22 protein-coding genes are annotated in these 17,753 nt (G+C 67.3%); 13 read left to right on the top strand and 9 right to left on the bottom strand.

All coding sequences use genetic code 11. The annotated features are described in order from the left end of the window. Window positions 1-6 precede the first annotated feature (6 nt). Window positions 7-1,263: a serine--tRNA ligase gene (serS, locus tag ACNO8X_RS04540; protein ID WP_418004337.1), complete on the bottom strand. Its 1,257-nt coding sequence runs from the start codon at window positions 1,261-1,263 to the stop codon at window positions 7-9. Window positions 1,264-1,386: 123 nt separating this feature from the next. Here serS and ACNO8X_RS04535 point away from each other — a divergent pair, with 123 nt between their 5' ends. From ACNO8X_RS04535 to ACNO8X_RS04525, 3 genes are read left to right on the top strand one after another with little or no spacing between them, the layout of a single operon-like run. Then, window positions 1,387-2,847 (top strand): septum formation family protein, encoded by a 1,461-nt coding sequence (locus ACNO8X_RS04535; RefSeq protein WP_418005778.1) that lies wholly within the window; start codon window positions 1,387-1,389, stop codon window positions 2,845-2,847. Between the two features lie 2 nt (window positions 2,848-2,849). Then, the gene (locus ACNO8X_RS04530) at window positions 2,850-3,200 is read left to right on the top strand and encodes a metallopeptidase family protein (RefSeq protein WP_418004336.1); all 351 of its coding nucleotides are present in this window, start codon (window positions 2,850-2,852) and stop codon (window positions 3,198-3,200) included. A 49-nt stretch (window positions 3,201-3,249) separates the two neighbouring features. Beyond that, a complete protein-coding gene (locus ACNO8X_RS04525; protein ID WP_418004335.1) occupies window positions 3,250-3,447 on the top strand; it encodes a hypothetical protein in 198 nt (65 codons plus the stop codon). Here the strand turns inward: ACNO8X_RS04525 and ACNO8X_RS04520 are convergent, their stop codons facing one another. Further along, on the bottom strand, window positions 3,448-4,122 hold the full coding sequence (locus ACNO8X_RS04520; RefSeq protein ID WP_418004334.1) for a histidine phosphatase family protein: 675 nt from the start codon (window positions 4,120-4,122) through the stop codon (window positions 3,448-3,450). Next, window positions 4,119-5,024, bottom strand: a complete 906-nt coding sequence (pheA, locus tag ACNO8X_RS04515; protein ID WP_418004333.1) for a prephenate dehydratase — start codon at window positions 5,022-5,024, stop codon at window positions 4,119-4,121. Before pheA ends, ACNO8X_RS04520 begins: the two co-directional genes overlap by 4 nt. A 121-nt stretch (window positions 5,025-5,145) precedes the next feature. On the opposite strand from pheA, the gene ACNO8X_RS04510 reads away from it, so the two are divergent. The 3 genes from ACNO8X_RS04510 to ACNO8X_RS04500 all read left to right on the top strand — a co-directional run bounded on the left by ACNO8X_RS04510 (window position 5,146) and on the right by ACNO8X_RS04500 (window position 7,471). Further along, window positions 5,146-5,946: a DUF2470 domain-containing protein gene (locus ACNO8X_RS04510; protein ID WP_418004332.1), complete on the top strand. Its 801-nt coding sequence runs from the start codon at window positions 5,146-5,148 to the stop codon at window positions 5,944-5,946. 59 nt (window positions 5,947-6,005) lie between these two features. Then, window positions 6,006-6,770, top strand: a complete 765-nt coding sequence (locus tag ACNO8X_RS04505; RefSeq protein ID WP_418004331.1) for a CPBP family intramembrane glutamic endopeptidase — start codon at window positions 6,006-6,008, stop codon at window positions 6,768-6,770. Window positions 6,771-6,922: 152 nt separating this feature from the next. After that, window positions 6,923-7,471, top strand: coding sequence for a ferritin (locus ACNO8X_RS04500; protein ID WP_043402482.1), 549 nt, complete (start codon window positions 6,923-6,925; stop codon window positions 7,469-7,471). Here ACNO8X_RS04500 and ACNO8X_RS04495 read toward each other — a convergent pair. Genes ACNO8X_RS04495 through ACNO8X_RS04485 form a run of 3 tightly spaced genes read right to left on the bottom strand, consistent with a single transcriptional unit; the run spans window position 7,468 to window position 9,683 of the window. Further along, window positions 7,468-8,313 (bottom strand): glycerophosphodiester phosphodiesterase, encoded by an 846-nt coding sequence (locus ACNO8X_RS04495; RefSeq protein WP_418004330.1) that lies wholly within the window; start codon window positions 8,311-8,313, stop codon window positions 7,468-7,470. The two genes, ACNO8X_RS04500 and ACNO8X_RS04495, sit on opposite strands and share 4 nt — an antisense overlap. A 4-nt stretch (window positions 8,314-8,317) precedes the next feature. Then, the gene (locus ACNO8X_RS04490) at window positions 8,318-9,283 is read right to left on the bottom strand and encodes a DUF4328 domain-containing protein (RefSeq protein WP_418004329.1); all 966 of its coding nucleotides are present in this window, start codon (window positions 9,281-9,283) and stop codon (window positions 8,318-8,320) included. A 58-nt stretch (window positions 9,284-9,341) separates the two neighbouring features. Continuing rightward, window positions 9,342-9,683 (bottom strand): rhodanese-like domain-containing protein, encoded by a 342-nt coding sequence (locus ACNO8X_RS04485; RefSeq protein ID WP_043402475.1) that lies wholly within the window; start codon window positions 9,681-9,683, stop codon window positions 9,342-9,344. 395 nt (window positions 9,684-10,078) lie between these two features. On the opposite strand from ACNO8X_RS04485, the gene ACNO8X_RS04480 reads away from it, so the two are divergent. The 4 genes from ACNO8X_RS04480 (at window position 10,079) to ACNO8X_RS04465 (ending at window position 12,600) form a co-directional block, all read left to right on the top strand. After that, window positions 10,079-10,234, top strand: coding sequence for a hypothetical protein (locus tag ACNO8X_RS04480; protein WP_197063891.1), 156 nt, complete (start codon window positions 10,079-10,081; stop codon window positions 10,232-10,234). 144 nt (window positions 10,235-10,378) lie between these two features. After that, window positions 10,379-11,002 carry a superoxide dismutase gene (locus ACNO8X_RS04475; RefSeq protein WP_043402473.1) on the top strand — a complete coding sequence of 208 codons (624 nt, stop codon included), beginning with the start codon at window positions 10,379-10,381 and terminating at the stop codon, window positions 11,000-11,002. Between the two features lie 218 nt (window positions 11,003-11,220). Further along, a complete protein-coding gene (locus ACNO8X_RS04470; protein WP_260935301.1) occupies window positions 11,221-11,754 on the top strand; it encodes a peptidase in 534 nt (177 codons plus the stop codon). Window positions 11,755-12,201: 447 nt separating this feature from the next. Continuing rightward, window positions 12,202-12,600 (top strand): helix-turn-helix domain-containing protein, encoded by a 399-nt coding sequence (locus ACNO8X_RS04465; protein WP_043402926.1) that lies wholly within the window; start codon window positions 12,202-12,204, stop codon window positions 12,598-12,600. 48 nt (window positions 12,601-12,648) lie between these two features. Here the strand turns inward: ACNO8X_RS04465 and ACNO8X_RS04460 are convergent, their stop codons facing one another. The 3 genes from ACNO8X_RS04460 to ACNO8X_RS04450 all read right to left on the bottom strand — a co-directional run bounded on the left by ACNO8X_RS04460 (window position 12,649) and on the right by ACNO8X_RS04450 (window position 15,805). After that, window positions 12,649-13,812 (bottom strand): hypothetical protein, encoded by a 1,164-nt coding sequence (locus tag ACNO8X_RS04460; RefSeq protein WP_418004328.1) that lies wholly within the window; start codon window positions 13,810-13,812, stop codon window positions 12,649-12,651. Beyond that, complete coding sequence (locus ACNO8X_RS04455) at window positions 13,809-14,300, bottom strand: ImmA/IrrE family metallo-endopeptidase (RefSeq protein WP_043402463.1); 492 nt, start codon at window positions 14,298-14,300, stop codon at window positions 13,809-13,811. The genes ACNO8X_RS04460 and ACNO8X_RS04455 overlap by 4 nt, the downstream gene beginning before the upstream one ends. A gap of 62 nt (window positions 14,301-14,362) precedes the next feature. After that, window positions 14,363-15,805 (bottom strand): hypothetical protein, encoded by a 1,443-nt coding sequence (locus ACNO8X_RS04450; RefSeq protein ID WP_418004327.1) that lies wholly within the window; start codon window positions 15,803-15,805, stop codon window positions 14,363-14,365. A gap of 307 nt (window positions 15,806-16,112) precedes the next feature. On the opposite strand from ACNO8X_RS04450, the gene ACNO8X_RS04445 reads away from it, so the two are divergent. From ACNO8X_RS04445 to rraA, 3 genes are read left to right on the top strand one after another with little or no spacing between them, the layout of a single operon-like run. Next, window positions 16,113-16,769, top strand: coding sequence for a DUF6474 family protein (locus tag ACNO8X_RS04445; protein ID WP_043402454.1), 657 nt, complete (start codon window positions 16,113-16,115; stop codon window positions 16,767-16,769). A 20-nt stretch (window positions 16,770-16,789) separates the two neighbouring features. Further along, complete coding sequence (locus ACNO8X_RS04440) at window positions 16,790-17,224, top strand: hypothetical protein (RefSeq protein ID WP_418004326.1); 435 nt, start codon at window positions 16,790-16,792, stop codon at window positions 17,222-17,224. Window positions 17,225-17,248: 24 nt separating this feature from the next. Beyond that, entirely contained in the window at window positions 17,249-17,728 is a 480-nt protein-coding gene (rraA, locus tag ACNO8X_RS04435) for a ribonuclease E activity regulator RraA (RefSeq protein WP_043402448.1), read from the top strand. Window positions 17,729-17,753: the final 25 nt, after the last annotated feature.

Genomic DNA, 17,753 nt, shown 5'->3' with positions numbered 1-17,753 from the left:
TGGTTTCTACTTGGGCTGTAACACCGAAGTGCCGACGTACGGCACCAGGGCTTCGGGTACCCGGACGCTGCCGTCGGGCTGCTGGTGGTTCTCCAGGATCGCCACCAGCCAGCGGGTGGTGGCGAGGGTGCCGTTGAGGGTGGCCGCCGTCTGCGGCTTGCCGTTCTCGTCGCGGTAGCGGGTCGAGAGCCGCCGGGCCTGGAACGTGGTGCAGTTCGAGGTCGACGTCAGCTCGCGGTAGGCCTGCTGCGTCGGCACCCACGCCTCGCAGTCGTACTTGCGCGCTGCCGACGAGCCGAGATCGCCTGCCGCGACGTCGATCACGCGGTAGGGCACCTCGATCATGGCCAGCATCTGACGCTGCCAGGCGAGCAGCTTCTGGTGCTCGGCCTCGGCGTCTTCGGGCTTGCAGTAGATGAAGGCCTCGACCTTGTCGAACTGGTGCACGCGGATGATGCCGCGGGTGTCCTTGCCGTAGCTGCCGGCTTCCCGGCGGAAGCACGACGACCAGCCGGCGTACCGCAGCGGTCCCTCGGACAGGTCGAGGATCTCGTCGGAGTGGTAACCGGCCAACGGCACCTCCGATGTCCCGACGAGGTACATGTCGTCGGCTTCGAGGCGGTAGATCTCGTCGGCGTGCGCGCCCAGGAATCCGGTGCCGCGCATGATTTCTGGGCGCACCAGCACCGGCGGGATCATCAGGGTGAACCCGTTCTCGGTGGCCAGCCGGACGGCGAGCTGCAGCAGCCCGAGCTGCAGCAGCGCGCCCTGGCCCGTCAGGAAGTAGAACCGCGAGCCGGACACCTTGGCGCCGCGCTCCATGTCGAGCAGGCCGATGGCCTCGCCCAGTTCCAGGTGGTCCTTGGGAGCCTCGAGGGTGGTCGGTGTGCCGACCACCTCGAGCACCTCGAAGTCGCTCTCGCCGCCGGCGGGCACGCCGTCGATGATGACGTTGCCGATCGCCATGTGTGCGGCGGTGAACGCCGCCTCCATCTCGGCCTGCCGGGCCTCGATGGCCTTGATCGCCGCGGAGAGTTCCTTGGCCTTCTCCAGCAGGGCGGGCCGCTCTTCGGCGGAGGCCGCACCGACGAGCTTGCTCGCTGCTTTCTGGTTGGCCCGCGCCGTGTCCGCCTCAGCGATGGCGGCGCGCCGGGCCGCGTCTGCATCCAGCAGCGCATCCACGAGGCCAGGGTCTTCGCCACGGGACCGCTGCGACGCCCGCACCCGGTCTGGATCTTCGCGCAACAGCTTGAGGTCGATCACGGGCGTCAGACTACTTTTCTCACCGCGACCGTGGAATGTCGAGGGGCCACTAGCCGGGCCCGGCCACAACCACATAACGGTACAACTGCAACTCTTGTCACAGCTCCAGCTACGGCTGTCACAATAGAACCGATGTTGGACGCACCCGCGGCGGTCGAACTGGGCCTGGACACACCCCCAGACGCGCCGAAGACGACGACCACCTGGCGACAACGCATGCACGGCATGCATGTCACCGGGACTCAACGTGCGCTCGTCCTCACCGCGCTCGGCGGACTGCTCATCGCCGGTGTCCTCACCGTCCTGCCTGAAGGCTCACTCGGCCCGACGGGGCTCGGCTTCAGCACCGGGCGCGTCAACGCCGGCCGCGTCAGCGACACCCTCGACCACGCCAAACCCGGCGACTGCCTGAACTGGCCGGAGCGCTCGCCGGACGCCGTCGAGATCGTCGACTGCAAGAACGAACACCGCTTCGAAGTCGCAGAGTCCCTGGACATGCGGACGTTCCCGGGCAGTGAATACGGTCCCAACGCGGCGCCGCCGTCGGACTCCCGGATCAAGCAGATCAGCCAGGAGCAGTGCCAGAACGCAGCGCGCGACTACCTCGGCCCGCGCTTCGACCCGAACGGCAAGTTCGCGGTGAGCCTGGTCTGGTCGGGCGACAAGGCCTGGAAGACCAAGGGGCAGCGCCGCATGCTGTGCGGCCTGCAGCTGCTCGGCCCGAACAGCCAGCAGCTGGCCTACAAGGGCAAGGTCGCGGACGTCGACCAGTCGAAGGTGTGGCCGGCCGGCACCTGCCTCGGCATCGATCCAGCGACCAACCAGCCCATCGACATCCCGGTCGACTGCTCGGCGCCGCACGCCATGGAGGTCACCGGCGCGGTCAACCTCGCCGACAAGTACCACGACGTCATGCCCACCGAGCCCGACCAGCTGGGGTACATCAAGGACGAGTGCACCAAGGCCACCGACGCCTACCTGGCCCCGGTCCAGCTGCGGGGCACCACCTTGACCCTGATCTACAGCTCGATCGCGCTGCCCAGCTGGACGGCCGGCAGCCGGCAGGTGTCGTGCAGTATCGGCACGTCGCTCGGCAACGGCGGCTGGTCGACGCTGATCAACAGCGCCAAGGGACCGCTGATGGTCAACGGGCAGTCGCCCGTCGCGCCGCCGGCCATCCCGGAGGAACGGCTGAACCTCCCGCCGATCCCGGTCATCGAGCCGCCGGTGGACACGTCGTCGCAGGGCTCGTCGTCATCGTCGTCATCGTCGTCGCAGGGTTCGCAGTCCGGTCAGTCCGGGCAGAACCAGCGCGGCCAGCAGACCTCGCAGACGCCGCAGGGCAACCAGCACATGCCTGGTCAGCCCGACACCTCGAACCAGCACGGCAACACCACCCCCGGTACGCCTCAGCAGCAGCAGGGCAACACGTTCCTCAACGGCCCGCCGCCCGCTCCGCCGGTGCCCGGCAGCGGCGCTCCCCTGGAGGGTCCGATCGAGGACGAGCCCGCAGCACCGGCGCCCCCGGCCGGACCGGTGGGGGCGGGTGCGCCACCCGGACCGGCCGCACCGCCCGCTCCGTAACCATGGCAGTACGCATGGGGCAGCAGCGGTTCGAGGAACTGGTGTCCGACGCGCTCGATCTCATCCCACCCCGACTCGCCGCGGCGCTCGACAACGTCGTGGTGCTGGTGCAGCCGCGCAATCCGGACGACCCCGACATCCTCGGACTGTACGAAGGGGTCGCGCTCACCGAGCGCGATTCCTTCTACGCGGGCGCGTTGCCCGACACCATCTCGATCTACCGCGACGCCCTGCTCGACATGTGCGACTCCGAGGAGCAGGTCGTCGACGAGGTCGCCATCACGGTGATCCACGAGATCGCCCACCACTTCGGCATCGACGACGATCGATTGCACGAGCTGGGCTGGGGCTGAGCAGCGCGGCACCGCGAGTTTGTCGGACCGCGGTGTTACAACTGAGTCCATGACCACCGCCTGCCGCAACTGCGTGGACGGGCTGGCGCACTGCCACGGCACGGTCATCGTGCACGCCGGTCTGCCAGCCGAGTGCACCGACGAGACCTGCGCGCTACCTGAGTCCGAGCACACTCTGCGCATCGATTGCGACGTGGTCGCCTGCGGCTGCGCACAACCCGCGGTTGGCCTGCGCGCCGCGGGGTAGTCAGCCCATCGGGTCAGGCGCCGGCGGCGCCTCGGGGTCGTGTCCCGGGTAGAACGGCGGCAGCACCGAGCCCCATTGCACGCAGCTCCACCGGCCATCGGTGATCGGGCTCAGCACCACGCACTCGGCGTTGACCAGGTGATGCTCCGACGCGAAATCGGCGTCCACACCGGCCATTTGGGCGGCCACCAGCCGGATGGCCGCACCGTGGCTCACCACCAGGATGTCGCCCGCCCACTCGTGGTCGTCCAGGTACCGCACCCGCAGATGCGTCAGCACCGGCAGAAACCGGTCCAGCACCTCGAGACCGGTCTCACCGCCCGGCATGGCGACATCGAGGGTGCCGCGCTGCCACTCGTCGTAGATGGCGTCGAACTGCGCGATGGCGTCGGCGTCACTGCGGTCTTCCAGGTCACCCACCTGCACCTCGTGGATGCCGTGGACCTCGGCCGGGTCCAGACCCAGGCCGTCCGCGATGTCGGCGGCCGTCTGGACGGCCCGCTGCGCCACCGAATGCACCACCAGGCCAACGGGATGCGCCCAGTCGATCCCGAAATCGCGAGCCTGCTGATGACCGAGTTGCGTCAGCGGCGCCCCCGGCGGCCGGGTGTCCAACCGTTTGGCGACGTTCGCCTCCGACTGCCCGTGCCGCACCAATACCAAGCGCCCGCTCATGCGCGGTTCCCCTCTCTCAACCCCGCCAACCACTGTGTCGCCTCATCGGTGACCGGCGGCGCCGCACCTGCGGCCACCCCGGTCGGCCACGACCCCAGGTACCGCACCTCGGCCACCCGCCGGTGCAGCGCCTTCAGCGCCTCGGCGACCGGTACGTCGTCGATGTGCCCGACGCAGTCCAGGAAGAAGATGTAGGTGCCCAATTCCGTTCTGGTGGGTCGAGATTCGATGCGGGTCAGATCGATGTCCCGGATCGAGAACTCAGTCATGGCAGACACCAGGGCGCCCGGTTCATTGCGCAGCCGCAGCACGACGGACGTCCGATCGGCACCGGTGCGCGGCGGCGGCGGGCCGGGACGGCCGACGAGCACGAAACGTGTTCTGGCATTGGGCTCGTCGACCACGCCGTCGGCCAGCGAATCCAGCCCCCACCGCACGGCGGCCAGCGCGGTACTGACACCTGCATCCACCAGGCCTTCGGAAACCTGCTGCGCCGCACCGGCATTCGAGATCGCAGGCACCAGGGTGGCGTGCGGCAACCGTTCGGCCAGCCAGCGGCGAACCTGAGCCGCGGCCACAGGAAACGCCGCAACGGTCGACACCGCGTCGGCGGCCACTCCCGGACGGACGACGATGCTGAACGAGACGTCGAGCGTGTGCTCGGCGAAAATCTGTACTCCACTGCCGGACGACAGGCTGTCCATGGTCGGCAGCACCGAACCCTCGATGGAGTTCTCGATCGGCACGCACGCGTAATCCGCGGCCCCCATGCGAACGGCTTCCACCGCCGCGCTCGAACTGTCACAGGCGATCGGTTCGAAATCCGGGTCGCCGGCGACCAGCTGCAGCATGGCCGCTTCAGTGAAAGTGCCTTGCGGCCCGAGATAGGCGATGCGTGCCACGCCGCAACCCTACTGGCTGCCCGCCCGCCAGAGCCCGCGACGCGGGCCTTTCGATAGGCCTTGCGCCAACACCCGTCGGTAGTTAACTTAGGCTTACCTCACTTACTAGCGAAGGCGGGACATGCGCGACCTCACGACGACAATCGCAGCACCGACCACGGCCGAACGCGTCCGCAGCGCGTGCACCCGGGCCGCCGACGCGACGCTGGCCGCCGACGGCGTCACCCCGACGACCACACCGGTGCACCACCTGCTGGCCGACGGCTCCGTCGTCCTGACCGTGCCCGCCGCCGGACTGCTCGCCGCCACCGTCACCGCCGCCGGAGCCGGCGGGGTCGCCGCCATGCTGGAGCTGACCGACCTGGCCGCCCTGCCGCTGCGCGAACGGGTGCGCTCGCTGGTCTGGTTCCGCGGCCGCCTCTACGACGTGCCCGCGGCACGCGTCCCGGCCATGCTCGACCTGGTCGCCTCCGAGAATCCTCACCCCGCATTGCTCCAGGTGAATGGCGCCGGCCACGATGAAACCGACACCCCGTACATGCTGGTCCGTCTCGAGGTCGAGTCCGTCGTGGTGGCCGACGCCACCGGCGCCGAATCAGTGCCCGTCGGCGCACTCCTGGACGCTCGCCCCGATCCGTTCTGCGCCATGGAATCGCACTGGGTGCAACACATGGAAAGCTCACACCGCGACATGGTCGACCGGCTCGCCAGCCGGCTGCCGATCACGCTGCGCCACGGCCACGTGCGCCCGCTGGGCCTCGACCGCTACGGCGTACAGCTGCGCATCGAACGCGAAGACGGCGACCACGACGTCCGACTGCCGTTCAGCAAGCCCGTCGACGACGTCACCGGCCTCAGCCAGGCCATCCGCACATTGATGGGCTGCCCGTTCCTCAACGGGCTGCGCGCGCGCAAGCTCTGAGCGCACCGATGAGCCGCTTGCGCGAAGAGCATTAGACAAGCGCGGTTACCGTTGCTGCGATGACCGGACCGCAGCAGGACCACGAACGACGCGCACTGCGCATCGAGGTCGCCGTGGTGCTGGCGGTGACGTTCGGGCTGTCGGCCTACACGGCCGTGGTCAGCCTGGCCGAGGCCGTCATCCTCGGGCTGTCCGGGCAGAAGGTGGCGCTCAACCACCGTCGCTCCCCGATCGACTTCATCGACTTCCTGCTCAACCTCAGCCCGGTCTTCACCCTGGTCGGCTGGGGCGCCCTGGCCCTGTATCTGTTGTGGCGCACCGGCTTCCGGCCCTCGGCGATCGGGCTTGGTCGCTTCCACTGGCGGCCCGATCTGCTGGGCGGCCTGGGACTCGCCGCGCTGATCGGCCTGCCCGGACTCGGGCTGTACGTGGCCGGCCGGGCCCTGGGCATCGGCGTCGACGTCGTGCCGAGCACGCTCGGCGACACCTGGTGGCGCATTCCGGTTCTGCTGCTCATGGCGTTCGCCAACGCCTGGGCCGAGGAGATCATCGTCGTCGGATTCCTGCTGACCCGATTGCGCCAATTGGACGTCTCGGCGACCAAGTCGCTGGCGCTGTCGGCGCTGCTGCGCGGCTGCTATCACCTGTACCAGGGGTTCGGCGCCGGACTCGGGAACATCGTGATGGGGCTGGTGTTCGGGTACACCTGGCGGCGCACCGGCCGGTTGTGGCCGCTGATCATCGGGCACGGCGTGATCGACACGGTGGCATTCGTCGGCTACGCGTTGGCCGCCCGCCATCTGGGCTGGCTGCACTCACCCTAATTCTGGCGACGCCAGCCAAGGCTTACCTTTATTCCCATTCAGCAATTCGAATTTGAATATATTGCGCCCGTCACACCGGGTAAGGATATCCTTTCCTGAATTAGGTTGACCTTGCATGACAAGGCCCTTTGACCTGCATTATCTTGAATTCCATGACCGAAGTGACGCGCCTCGAGACGAAATTCCACCAACTCCTCCAGGAACAGATCCGGAGCGAATTCGGCGCCTCTCAGCAATACATTGCGGTCGCTGTTTACTTCGATGGAGAAGACCTCCCGCAGCTGGCCAAGCACTTCTATGCGCAGGCCGTCGAGGAGCGCAATCACGCCATGATGCTGGTGAAGTATCTGCTCGACCGCGACATCGAGGTCGAGATTCCCGGCGTCGACCCGGTGCGTAACGCCTTCACGTCGCCGACCGACGCCCTCAAGCTCGCGCTGGCGCAGGAACGCGTCGTCACCGAGCAGATCAGCCGGCTGGCCAGTGTGGCCCGCGAAGAAGGCGACTACCTCGGCGAGCAGTTCATGCAGTGGTTCCTCAAGGAGCAGGTCGAAGAGGTCGCGACCATCACCACTCTCGTGAAGATCGCCGACCGGGCCGGCGACAACCTGTTCAACCTCGAGGATTTCGTCGCCCGCGAACTCGCCGGTGCTGGCGCCGTCGACCCGACCGCTCCCGAAGCCGCCGGCGGCAATCTCTAGCCTTCGGCATCCTGGCCGGTGTCCCGGCCCGCGCCGGTCAGCCCGTTCTGCACCCAGTCCTTTGTTCGGCCCGGGTGATTGGTGGCGATCCAGCCGACGCCGAGATCCGCGCAATAGCGCACGTCCTCGTAGTGGTCGACGGTCCAGCAGTACAGCGCACGCCCATGCGCGGCGGCGTGGTCGACCAGTTCGGGATGCTCACGCAGCGTCGTGATCGACGGCCCCACCGCCGTCGCGCCGACGGTCGTCGCCGCGCTGCCACCCAAGTACCGCGACGTCTCGCCGAGTAACACCGTCGGCAGCATCGGCGCGGCGCGGCGGATCCGCCATACCGCGGCGGCCGAGAACGAGATCACCACGGCGCGAGCGAGATCCGCGGAGGCCGGCGCGGCGATGCCGTACCGGTGCAGCAGGGCAAGCACCTTGCTCTCGACCAGCGCGCCGTACCGCACCGGATGCTTTGTCTCGATGAACAGCTTCACCGGGCGGGCCCAGTCCAGCGCCAGCCGGATCAGCTCGTCGAGGGTGAGCAGGCCGGCCGAACTCTGACCGCCGTCGGTCCGGCTCGAATGCCATGCGCCGTAATCCAATTCGCGAAGCTGCGCCAGGCTCATCTCGCTCACCAGCCCGGTGCCATTGGACGTGCGATCCACCTTGCGGTCGTGCACACACACCAGGTGCCCGTCGCGGGTCAGACGGACATCGCATTCGAGGCCGTCCGCGCCCTGGCTCAGGGCCAGCTGATAGGCCGCCAGCGTGTGCTCGGGCCGCTCGGCCGACGCGCCACGGTGTGCCACCACGAATGGGTGACCGAGTATGCCGTCCTGCCCGTCCGAGGCCATGGTCCTATGCTGCCGGTTCCTCCGGTGCGGCCTCAACCGGAACGGACGAATCCGCGGCCGATGCCTCCGCTTTCCCAACGCTTTCCTCGGCGCCCGCGACGACCCAGCGCCGTGCCGGTGCGTCGGCCTGCGTCCGCTCGAAGGCGTGATAGACGCGTAGGACCATCGCCAGCGCCAGCATGCCCATCAGGTACGCGATGATCGTCACCTCGGTGCTGTCGGCGATGCCCTGCGGATCGGTCGCGAACATGCCCCAGATGGACCACGCGACGACGAGACCGGAAACGGCCCAGATCGCCCACCAGATGCCGATCGGGCGACGCAACGCGTTCATGCGGTTCTCCGCCGTCGCCATCTCGGTGACGAACACCGGCGCGAGGAACATGTTCACCACCGGGACGAGGCAGCCCACCCACAGCACCCAGCGGCGGCGTGGCTCGGAAGTGCCCGCCCGGTGATAGGCCGCCGAGCGGCGGGCGATCAGCCAGTTGGTGAACACGATGGCCATCGCCAGCACCGTGAACAACGCGACGACGCTTGCCGCGACGCCGAGCCAACTGCCCGCGATCGCGACCCACGGATTGAGCAGCACGGTGCGGTTGATCAGCAGCAAGATGTAGCGCACGACGTGCATCAGCGCCGCGGCCCCGAGCGCGATCATCGTGACGGCCGCGACCGTCTGCACCACCGCGGTCGACGGTCCGCGATGCGATGCGTCCGGCCCAACGGCTTGCCCAGGGTCCTGTTCGGTGAACTCGTCGGTCAGGCCCCAGCGCGGGATGTGGTCGTAATGGGGCGTCGGCCCCAACGGCGGTTGGTGCCGACGCGGCTTCGGCGCCGGGCCGGGCCGCACCGCGATCCAGCGGTATCCGCGCGCCGACTTCGCCTGCCCGGCGGCCGGCAGCTGCGCGACGGGCGCCAACAGCGGACCGCGGCAGCGCGGGCACCACTGGCGCTGGCGATCACGCACGTTCCAACGCGTCGAGCACCGGGAACAGACCTGGATCACGGGACCAGCCTACGGGCCGTCAGACGGCGCCGGGGGCGCCGTCGTCGGTGACGATGGCCCGGCCGGACCCGGCCCAGGCCAGCATCCCGCCGCTGACGTTTGTCGGTTCGAACCCGTTGCGCGCCAGGTAGTGCGAGACCTTCAGCGATCGGCCACCGGCGTGGCAGATGACGTACAGCGTGGCGTCACCGTCGATCTCGCCCAATCGGGCAGGCACCTCGCTCATCGGGATGTGCTGCGCCCCGGAGGCATGGCCACGGGCCCACTCGTCGTCTTCGCGTACGTCGAGCAGGACCGCGGTCGAGTCGAACTCGGCGGGCAACTGATCGACGTCAATCTCTGGCACGTGCACATCGTCCATGGGTACATGCTGGCACGGGGAGCACTTGCGCCACCACGGCACGCCACCACAGCAATCGCCGAACTATCCACAGTTTCCACAGGTTCATCCACAGGGCACCGGCCCGCCAGCGGATGCCCGTACCGGCGGTAGCGCGCCAAACCCGTAATTGACTGGGGATAAACGCGTGGCCGCTCGACCCGATTGATCAACAGGCCGACACGCGGACTGAGCGAAAAAGCTTGTCGAGCTAAGTACTTTTGGGGCCGCGGACCCGACCCGCCGCCGATGGCGCCCGATTTCCCCGTCCCGCCGGCAAATGGTTATGATCGGCGTCACAACATCCGGTTGTGACAATCCTCACTCCGCTCGAAATCGGGAACCCAGGATTGTTCTGGCAGGTCAGGGAGCATGCAATGGCGGCACATCCGTTGCGTCCAGGTTCGGGCGCATCGCCGGAGTGGCATTCCGCTTTCCCATCCCGCACCAACAGCCAACTGGTCGCCTGCATCCGCGCCGGCATCATCGCGCTGGTCCTGCTGCTGGTGCTTGTTCTGATCGTTCTGGTCTAAAGCCCCAACGGGCATCGATCCCACCCCTGTTACGGGGGTGTCCTTGCGGTGCGCGCAGCGATGGAGCAATGTGGTCTCGGATCTGTGGACGAACCCCGACTAGGGTCGTTGATCCCGCACGCGATCATCTAAGGAAGGAATCCTGTGGCTGAGTACACCTTGCCGGAACTGGACTACGACTACGGCGCTCTGGAGCCGCACATCTCCGGTCAGATCAACGAAATCCACCACAGCAAGCACCACGCGGCCTACGTCAAGGGCGTCAACGATGCGGTGGCCAAGCTCGAGGAGGCGCGGGCCGGAGACGACCACGCTGCGATCTTCCTGAACGAGAAGAACCTGGCCTTCCACCTCGGCGGCCACGTCAACCACTCGATCTGGTGGAAGAACCTGTCCCCCAACGGTGGCGACAAGCCGACGGGCGAGCTCGCACAGGCGATCGACGATCAGTTCGGTTCGTTCGACAAGTTCCGCGCGCAGTTCACCGCGGCCGCCAATGGCCTGCAGGGCTCGGGCTGGGCAGTGCTCGGCTACGACAGCCTCGGCGGCCGGCTGCTGACCTTCCAGCTGTACGACCAGCAGGCCAACGTGCCGCTCGGCATCATCCCGCTGCTGCAGGTCGACATGTGGGAGCACGCCTTCTACCTGCAGTACAAGAACGTCAAGGCGGACTACGTCAAGGCCTTCTGGAACGTCGTCAACTGGGCCGACGTGCAGGAGCGCTTCGCCGCCGCCACCACGAAGACCAATGGTCTGATCTTCGGCTGATCTCGCGTTTGAAGGGCAACGGGGCGTCGCGCTTGTGCGCGGCGCCCCGTTCTCGTTACCACCGGAACTCCAACTGCGCGAGCCGAAATCCACTTTCGGCTCACGTGACACTTCTGGCACTCGGGCACTCTTGCGTGCTAACCCGCCACTGCCGCACCCTGGAATCAGCGATCCACTGTCGTATCGATGGATTGTTGTTTGAGCACCCGGAGGCAGCCATGGACAGCGGGTCTGGTCAAGCGGTCGAGATTGCACCGTTCCATTCCGGCGGTGCACTGAAGGGGTTCGTGGTCTCCGGGCGGTGGCCGGATTCCACCAAGGAATGGGCCCAGCTACTGATGGTCGCCGTGCGGGTGGCCTCACTGCCCGGCTTGCTGGCAACCACCACCATCTTCGGGGCGCGCGAAGAACTTCCAGAACATCCGCAGCCGGGAACGGTCGGCCTGGTTCTCGCCGAAGGCCCCGTTGTTGGCGAAGCCGCGGTGCCACCCGGATACTTCGCCGACCACCAGCCGACGGCACTGCTGATGCTCCATCCGCCCGCCGAGACGACGCCTTCCCTCCCGGAGTGCCGCGGTGCCGCATCCGGCTGCCTGCTCCTGCCCGGACTTCCTTACCTGGGACTCGACCACCGGGCCGCCTGGGTCGAAGCTGAAGCGGATGGCACCATCACATCGATGGTGAGCAGGGTCGGAGTGGACCCCATCAGCCACCCCGATACCGCGATTCTCGCGATGCTGCTTGCCGCCTAACCCAACAGTGGGTTAACAGCAAAGAAGTACGCATTATTGCCGCGTCGGCGCCATGCCGCCCAGCGCACTCGACCATCAGCGCGGGCGGTTGCCACGTCCTGCCGCCATGGTTAATGGCCGGTAGGCTAACGGCAAACACTGAGGACGATTCCGACTGCACTGCCCCCGGATTGCTGAATCGTCCACCACCCGACAGAGACTGCGGTGCGTCGCGCGGCCGAGGTCCGGGCAAAATAGCACACGCGTCAAAATTTGCCTCCTCCGACTGCAGGCAGGCCCTGAGATCCGCGCTTAGAATCCCTGTTCGGAGGCCTTTAGGTCGACAAATTTGGTAGCTGGATCGAGTTTTCCGTGGTTTGCACTTGGCTCCCGGCGCAACTCTCGCTACGATAGTCAGCAAATAGTGACACTGACGCCTAGAGATATCGTTAAGTGGAGGAAGAACCGATGAGCATGACGTTCGCCGCTCGGCTGAACCGGCTGTTTGACACCGTCTACCCGCCAGGACGCGGTGCACACACATCTGCCGAGGTCATCGCTGCACTCAAGGCCGAAGGTGTGACCATGTCCGCCCCGTACCTGTCGCAGCTGCGTTCGGGCAACCGGACCAACCCGTCCGTCGCGACCATGGCCGCGCTTGCCAACTTCTTCAGGATCAAGCCGGCCTACTTCACCGACGACGAGTACTACGAGAAGCTCGACCGGGAGCTGACCTGGCTCGCCAACATGCGCGATGAGGGCATCCGCCGCATTGCCGCTCGTACCGTCGGCCTGTCCCCGGAAGCCAAGAAGGACATCGCCGACAAGGTCGACGAGCTGCGTCGCCAAGAGAACCTCGACAGCTAATCCGGTTAGCCTGACCGGGCTAGACCACATTACGACCAGCGGATTCCGTTAATCCGCTGGTCGTACTGCTTTAACCCGACTTACCGGCGCCTTGGCGGCCGCTCCGGTCGCGTCAGCCTTACCCTGCCGCTCCAGCCCGCGGAACTCCGCGGCAATCGCCAGAATCCACTCCCGATCCGAATACGTCGCGGGCTGCCTCAGCCAGCTCGGCCCGGGAAACTTCGTGCGCGACGCGCCCTTCGGCCGGTCGCTGCGACCGTCGTAGATCCAGCTGGCCACCCGCCGTGCCTGTGCATCGGGCGCGACGTCGACGCGTTGACTGCCCCCTGCGCCGCCACCGTCCAGCACAGCGGTGGCCTCCAGGTACAGCGCGTCCGAAATCAGCGACATCTGCTCGGCAACCCGAAACAACAGTGGCCCGCGCGGGCGCACGCCGATCCCGATGTTCGGGTGACGGCGACTCAGCTCGGCGAGCAGCGGAGCGATGGTCCGCAGTTCCCGCCGGGCCCCGAACCAGTCCTCGACGCTGGGCAGCAGTGAGCCACTGGCCACCACCAGCATGGCGCAGCCGAGGATCGTCGCTGCCGCGCCGACTCCGACCAGCTGGGTGCTGCCCACGGCGCGCAGCAGAATGAACGCACTGGCCAGCACGATCAGCACGATGCCGATGCTGAAGACGAACAAGGCCCGGCCCCGCCGGGTCCGGTTGGAGTTACGCACCCCTGCCCAGGCGACCAGCGTCAGCGCCAACAGCACATACAGCAACGGCAGCAGCCACGACAGCGAGTTGCCGCCCGAACCGAGATTCCGGCGCAGGTACTCCTCCGGCGCCATCTCGGGCTGCCGCGGGGTCAGGAAGAACAGCACCAGCGTGAGCACCGCGATGGCCGCGGCGACGCTGTACTGGGCCATGGCGATGCGCCGGATCGCCAACGGTTTACGGCTCGACGACGCCGAGGTGATCATGACGCAGCTGCCGGCGGCACACGCGATCAGCGCCACCTGGCTGAGCATGCTGGACACGTTCGGCCAGTGCAGGATGGTGTCGAGGAGCAGTGTGAGCGGCTCCCAGTTCAGCGCCGCGACCAAACCCAGACTGCCGAGTGCGACGATCATCGCTGCGCTGACGAGCGACTGTTTGTTGACCAGTGCCCAACCGATACGAAGGCCGGTCGCCAGGCCGAGCAGGCCGGCGATTACCCAGATGATCAACCAAACGCCTCGCCGAGACGGATCTGGACGATCGAGGACCGGTCAGAGGGCAGACGACCCAGCCGGTGGATCAGCAGCGCGGCGAAGTCCTCGGCTTCCTGTTCGGCTTCCTCACCGGCCGGCCCCATGCAACCGGTCCGCTGATTCAGCATGTAACCGATGAGATCGGAACTCGCCAGCTCCATGGAGTCCCGGGCGGCCTCGACAACGGAGACGCCGTCATGGCCGAGAACGAGGTGGCCGAGTTCGTGGGCGAGGGTCCGGTCACCGGCCGGGAGTCCCTTCTGCAAGAGGAACACATCGCGGTCGTTGTACTGGCGCCACTGTCCGCACACACCGGCGGGCAGGTCGGCCATGGTCACCTCGATGGGGCGGCCACGGTCCTCACTGACCGCGTCGACGAGACGGGCGAGTGAGACCTCACCACGTCGCGGGGCAAGATCCAGCACCGAATTGACTGCGCGTGTGACGCGGCGGCTCGCGGGCATGCCGAACCCCCTTTCACTGCGATTGGCACGGTTGCCATCAATTGTGCCGCAGACCCGTTCTGTCAGGTCATAAATCGCGCAGTGCCGCTGCGGCGGACCACGTGACCAGCGCGCGCTTGCCGGTACCCGACCAGCCCACCGGCGCCCGTCAGGATGAGGATGCCGGTGAAGCCGGGGACGGCCACCGCCGCCACCTCACTGAGACCGGCTGCGCGCAGGTAGTCAGGATATCCGGCGCGGAATGCGGGTTCGGCGACGATCTCGTTCTTTGTGCCGAAAGTGGTCGGTTGCGGTGACCGCACCGCCGGAACTTCGGCCGGCGCGCTGACGACGACCGGGCTGTCCAGTTTCAGCGCGGGAAATGCCGGCGTATCCAGTACGGGCGCCACCGGCAGGCTCCCCGTCGGCACGGGCATGCGGTTCGGGCGTCCGAGATTCATGCCCGGCACGACTTGCTCGCTCAGCATCGAAATCGACGTCTGCATGAACGGCAGCGACGTCGCGGCATCGAGCGTGGCGTTGGTGAGCCCTGCGACGAAGTCATAGACCGGCTCGATGTGGGCGAGGACGAAAACCGGAATCGCGGCGAGCTGCGCCAGCACCGGGATGTTCGACATGTCGGGCAGCTGCGGGAGCTGATCCCACCGCGGCAACCGCGGTACCAGTGCCGCCAGCGGGATTTTCGTCAGGTCCACGCCCTGCACGGCGCCGGTCGGCGACGTGTGGACCGCCGCGGACGGCAGGGAGAACGTCAGACCCCCCAGGTTGATGGTGGTCGTCGCGGCGGCCGGCTTCGGTTTGGCGGGAGTCTTGGTGGGCGACGTCGGCGACGCGGGACTTGCCGAGCCGCTGCCTGGGCTGACACCGCCCGGAGCGGGCAGACCGGGCAGGTGCGGAAGGGCCGGTAGACCAGGAAGTCCGGGCAGGCTCGGCAGGCTGGGGAGCTTGATACCGGGGAGGCTGATGCCAGGGAGGTGGATGGCGGTGGCAGGCGCCGGGCCCGACGTGCCAGCCGGTTCCGGTTGGCTTGTCCCGCCCGTTGCGGCGGGCGCGGTGGTGCCGGTGGTCGTTCCGGTTTCCGTCTGCTGAGTCGACGAGCCGGCCGACGGCTGATGTTCGCCAGCGGCCGGGTTTGATGTTCCAGATTCCTCGGATCGACTCGGCGAAGTTGCATTGTTTTGTTTGCTGGAAGGATTGCTTTCGGACGTATCCTTGCCCGATTCACCAGTATTGCCGGGGCCGTGAACACCCGCTTCGGAACCACCCTTGGCAACGCCGCCCGATGCGCCGCGCTTATCTGTTTTCGCGCCCGAACCCGTACTACCGGTCGACGGCGTCTGCGACTGGCCGTCCGTCGGCTTGGTCGGCCGCCCAGGGGCCTTGTGCCCGCCACCAGCGGTTGAGCTGCCGCCGGGCTTGTCAGCCTGGTGCGAAGCTCCGCCACTGTGGTCACTCGAGCCACTACCGGAAGCCGCAGAGTCAGCGAAGGCGTTTGCACCGCCCATGCCAGCGATCAACAGCCCAGATGCCGTCAGAGCGGCAGCTGTAGCTATTCGTTGGCGTGGCGCCATCGTCCCCTCCGCTTTCATGGCATCGAAAACCCGCTCTGCTGAATTCTGAATAATTGTCGCACAACTGCCCGACTTTGTTTGCTGGATAAAGTAGTCAGAAATGTGGGATATTCCACCTTGGAATTGCGGCGTAATTCGACCTGCGACCCGGTGCCCGATTCCAGCCCACGGACGATAGGGTGGCGTCACCATCGCAGCAAGATCGTGCACACGTGTCGAGACGACCGGGAGGTCAGCCGGAATGGGCCTGTTCAAGCGACGCAAGAGCCGGGCAACCCGCCGCGCCGAGGCAAAGGCGATCAAGGCGAAGGCAAAACTCGAAGCGCGGCTGTCTGCCAAGAACGAGGCCCGGCGCATCAAGGCGGACGGCCGCCGGCAAACCAAGCGGGACCGGGCCGGCGTCAAGGCCCAGCGCGACAGCGACAAAGTGGCACTCAAAGTTGCTGAAACGCGGCTGCAAGCAGTCCGCGAAGGGAAGCTGCTCTCGCCGACCAAGATTCGCCGGCTGTTGATGGTGTCGCGAATCCTCGCGCCTGTCGTCGTGCCGGTGGCCTACCGGGCGGCGATCTCCGCGCGCGGAGTCATCGACCAACGTCGCGCGGACCAGCTGGGCGTTCCGCTGAGCCAGATCGGCCAGTTCTCCGGCACCGGCGGCGCGCTGTCCGCTCGGATCGCCGGCGCAGAGCGCTCGCTGCGCCAGGTGGCCGAGAACAAGCCCAAGGACGCCGAGACCAAGCAGTTCGTGACGACGCTGACGGGCAAGCTGGCCGACCTCTCTGCCGCGGTGACGGCGGCGGAGAACATGCCGGCCCCGCAGCGACGGACCGCGCACGCCGCCATCGACAACCAGCTCAACGGCATCGACGCAGACGTCCTGGCCCGCCTCGGGGTGTCCTGACCGCTCGGAGGAGCACCCGTATGGCAGACGAGCAGAATTCCCCCGACGAGTCGCAGCCCAGCGTTCCGGCGAATCAGACGCCGGCCAACAAGACTCCCGCCAAGAAAGCGCCGGCGAAGAAGGCCGCTGCCAAGAAGGTGCCCGCCAAAAAGGTGCCGGCGAAGAAGACACCCGCCAAGAAGGCCGCGACCACCGCCCCGGCCAAGAAGGCCCCCGCGAAGAAGGCTCCGCCGAAGGTCGCGCCACCGGCACCGCCGGTCCCCGAACCCCCGGCTCCCCAACTCCCGGCCCCCGAACCGCCGACGCCCGTCGAAGCGGCACCTGCCGTACTGCCCGTCCTCACGCTGGCCCCGCCTGTTCCCCAACGCTCCGGGGTGCCGGCGGCCGCGGTGATCGCCGCGGCCGTGCTGGCCCTGCTCCTCGTGCTGCTGGTCCGACGCCGCGCCGCCGACTGACAGCGCCCCTGAGATAATCGGCGGGTGACCATCGAACCCCGCGCCACCGCTGACCTCGTCGACGAGATCTATCCCGATGTCCGCAGCTGCGATCTGCAGTTGCAGAATTACGGCGGTAGGACCATGTTCGCCGGCCGGATCACCACGGTGAAGTGCTTCCAGGACAACGCCCTGCTCAAGTCGATCCTATCGACGCCTGGCGACGGCGGCGTCCTGGTGGTCGACGGCGACGGATCACTGCACACCGCCCTCGTCGGCGACATCATCGCCGGTCTCGCCCACGACAACGGCTGGTCGGGCGTCATCGTCAACGGCCCGGTGCGCGACGCGTCGACGCTGCGCACCATCGACGTCGGCATCAAGGCGCTGGGCACCAACCCCCGCAAGGGCACCAAGACCGGAGCGGGCGACCGCGACGTCGAGGTCACCTTCGGCGGCGTCACTTTCGTCCCCGGCGACATCGCTTACTGCGACGAGGACGGCATCGTCGTCGTTACCCCGTAATCACGAACAAACGCAAACTGCCCCT

The organism is Mycobacterium sp. PDNC021, assembly GCF_048282635.1.
In the GTDB taxonomy this organism is placed as follows: domain Bacteria; phylum Actinomycetota; class Actinomycetes; order Mycobacteriales; family Mycobacteriaceae; genus Mycobacterium; species Mycobacterium llatzerense.
The sequence above is the reverse complement of the archived record's forward strand: the minus strand, read 5'-3'. Positions and strand labels throughout refer to the sequence as shown.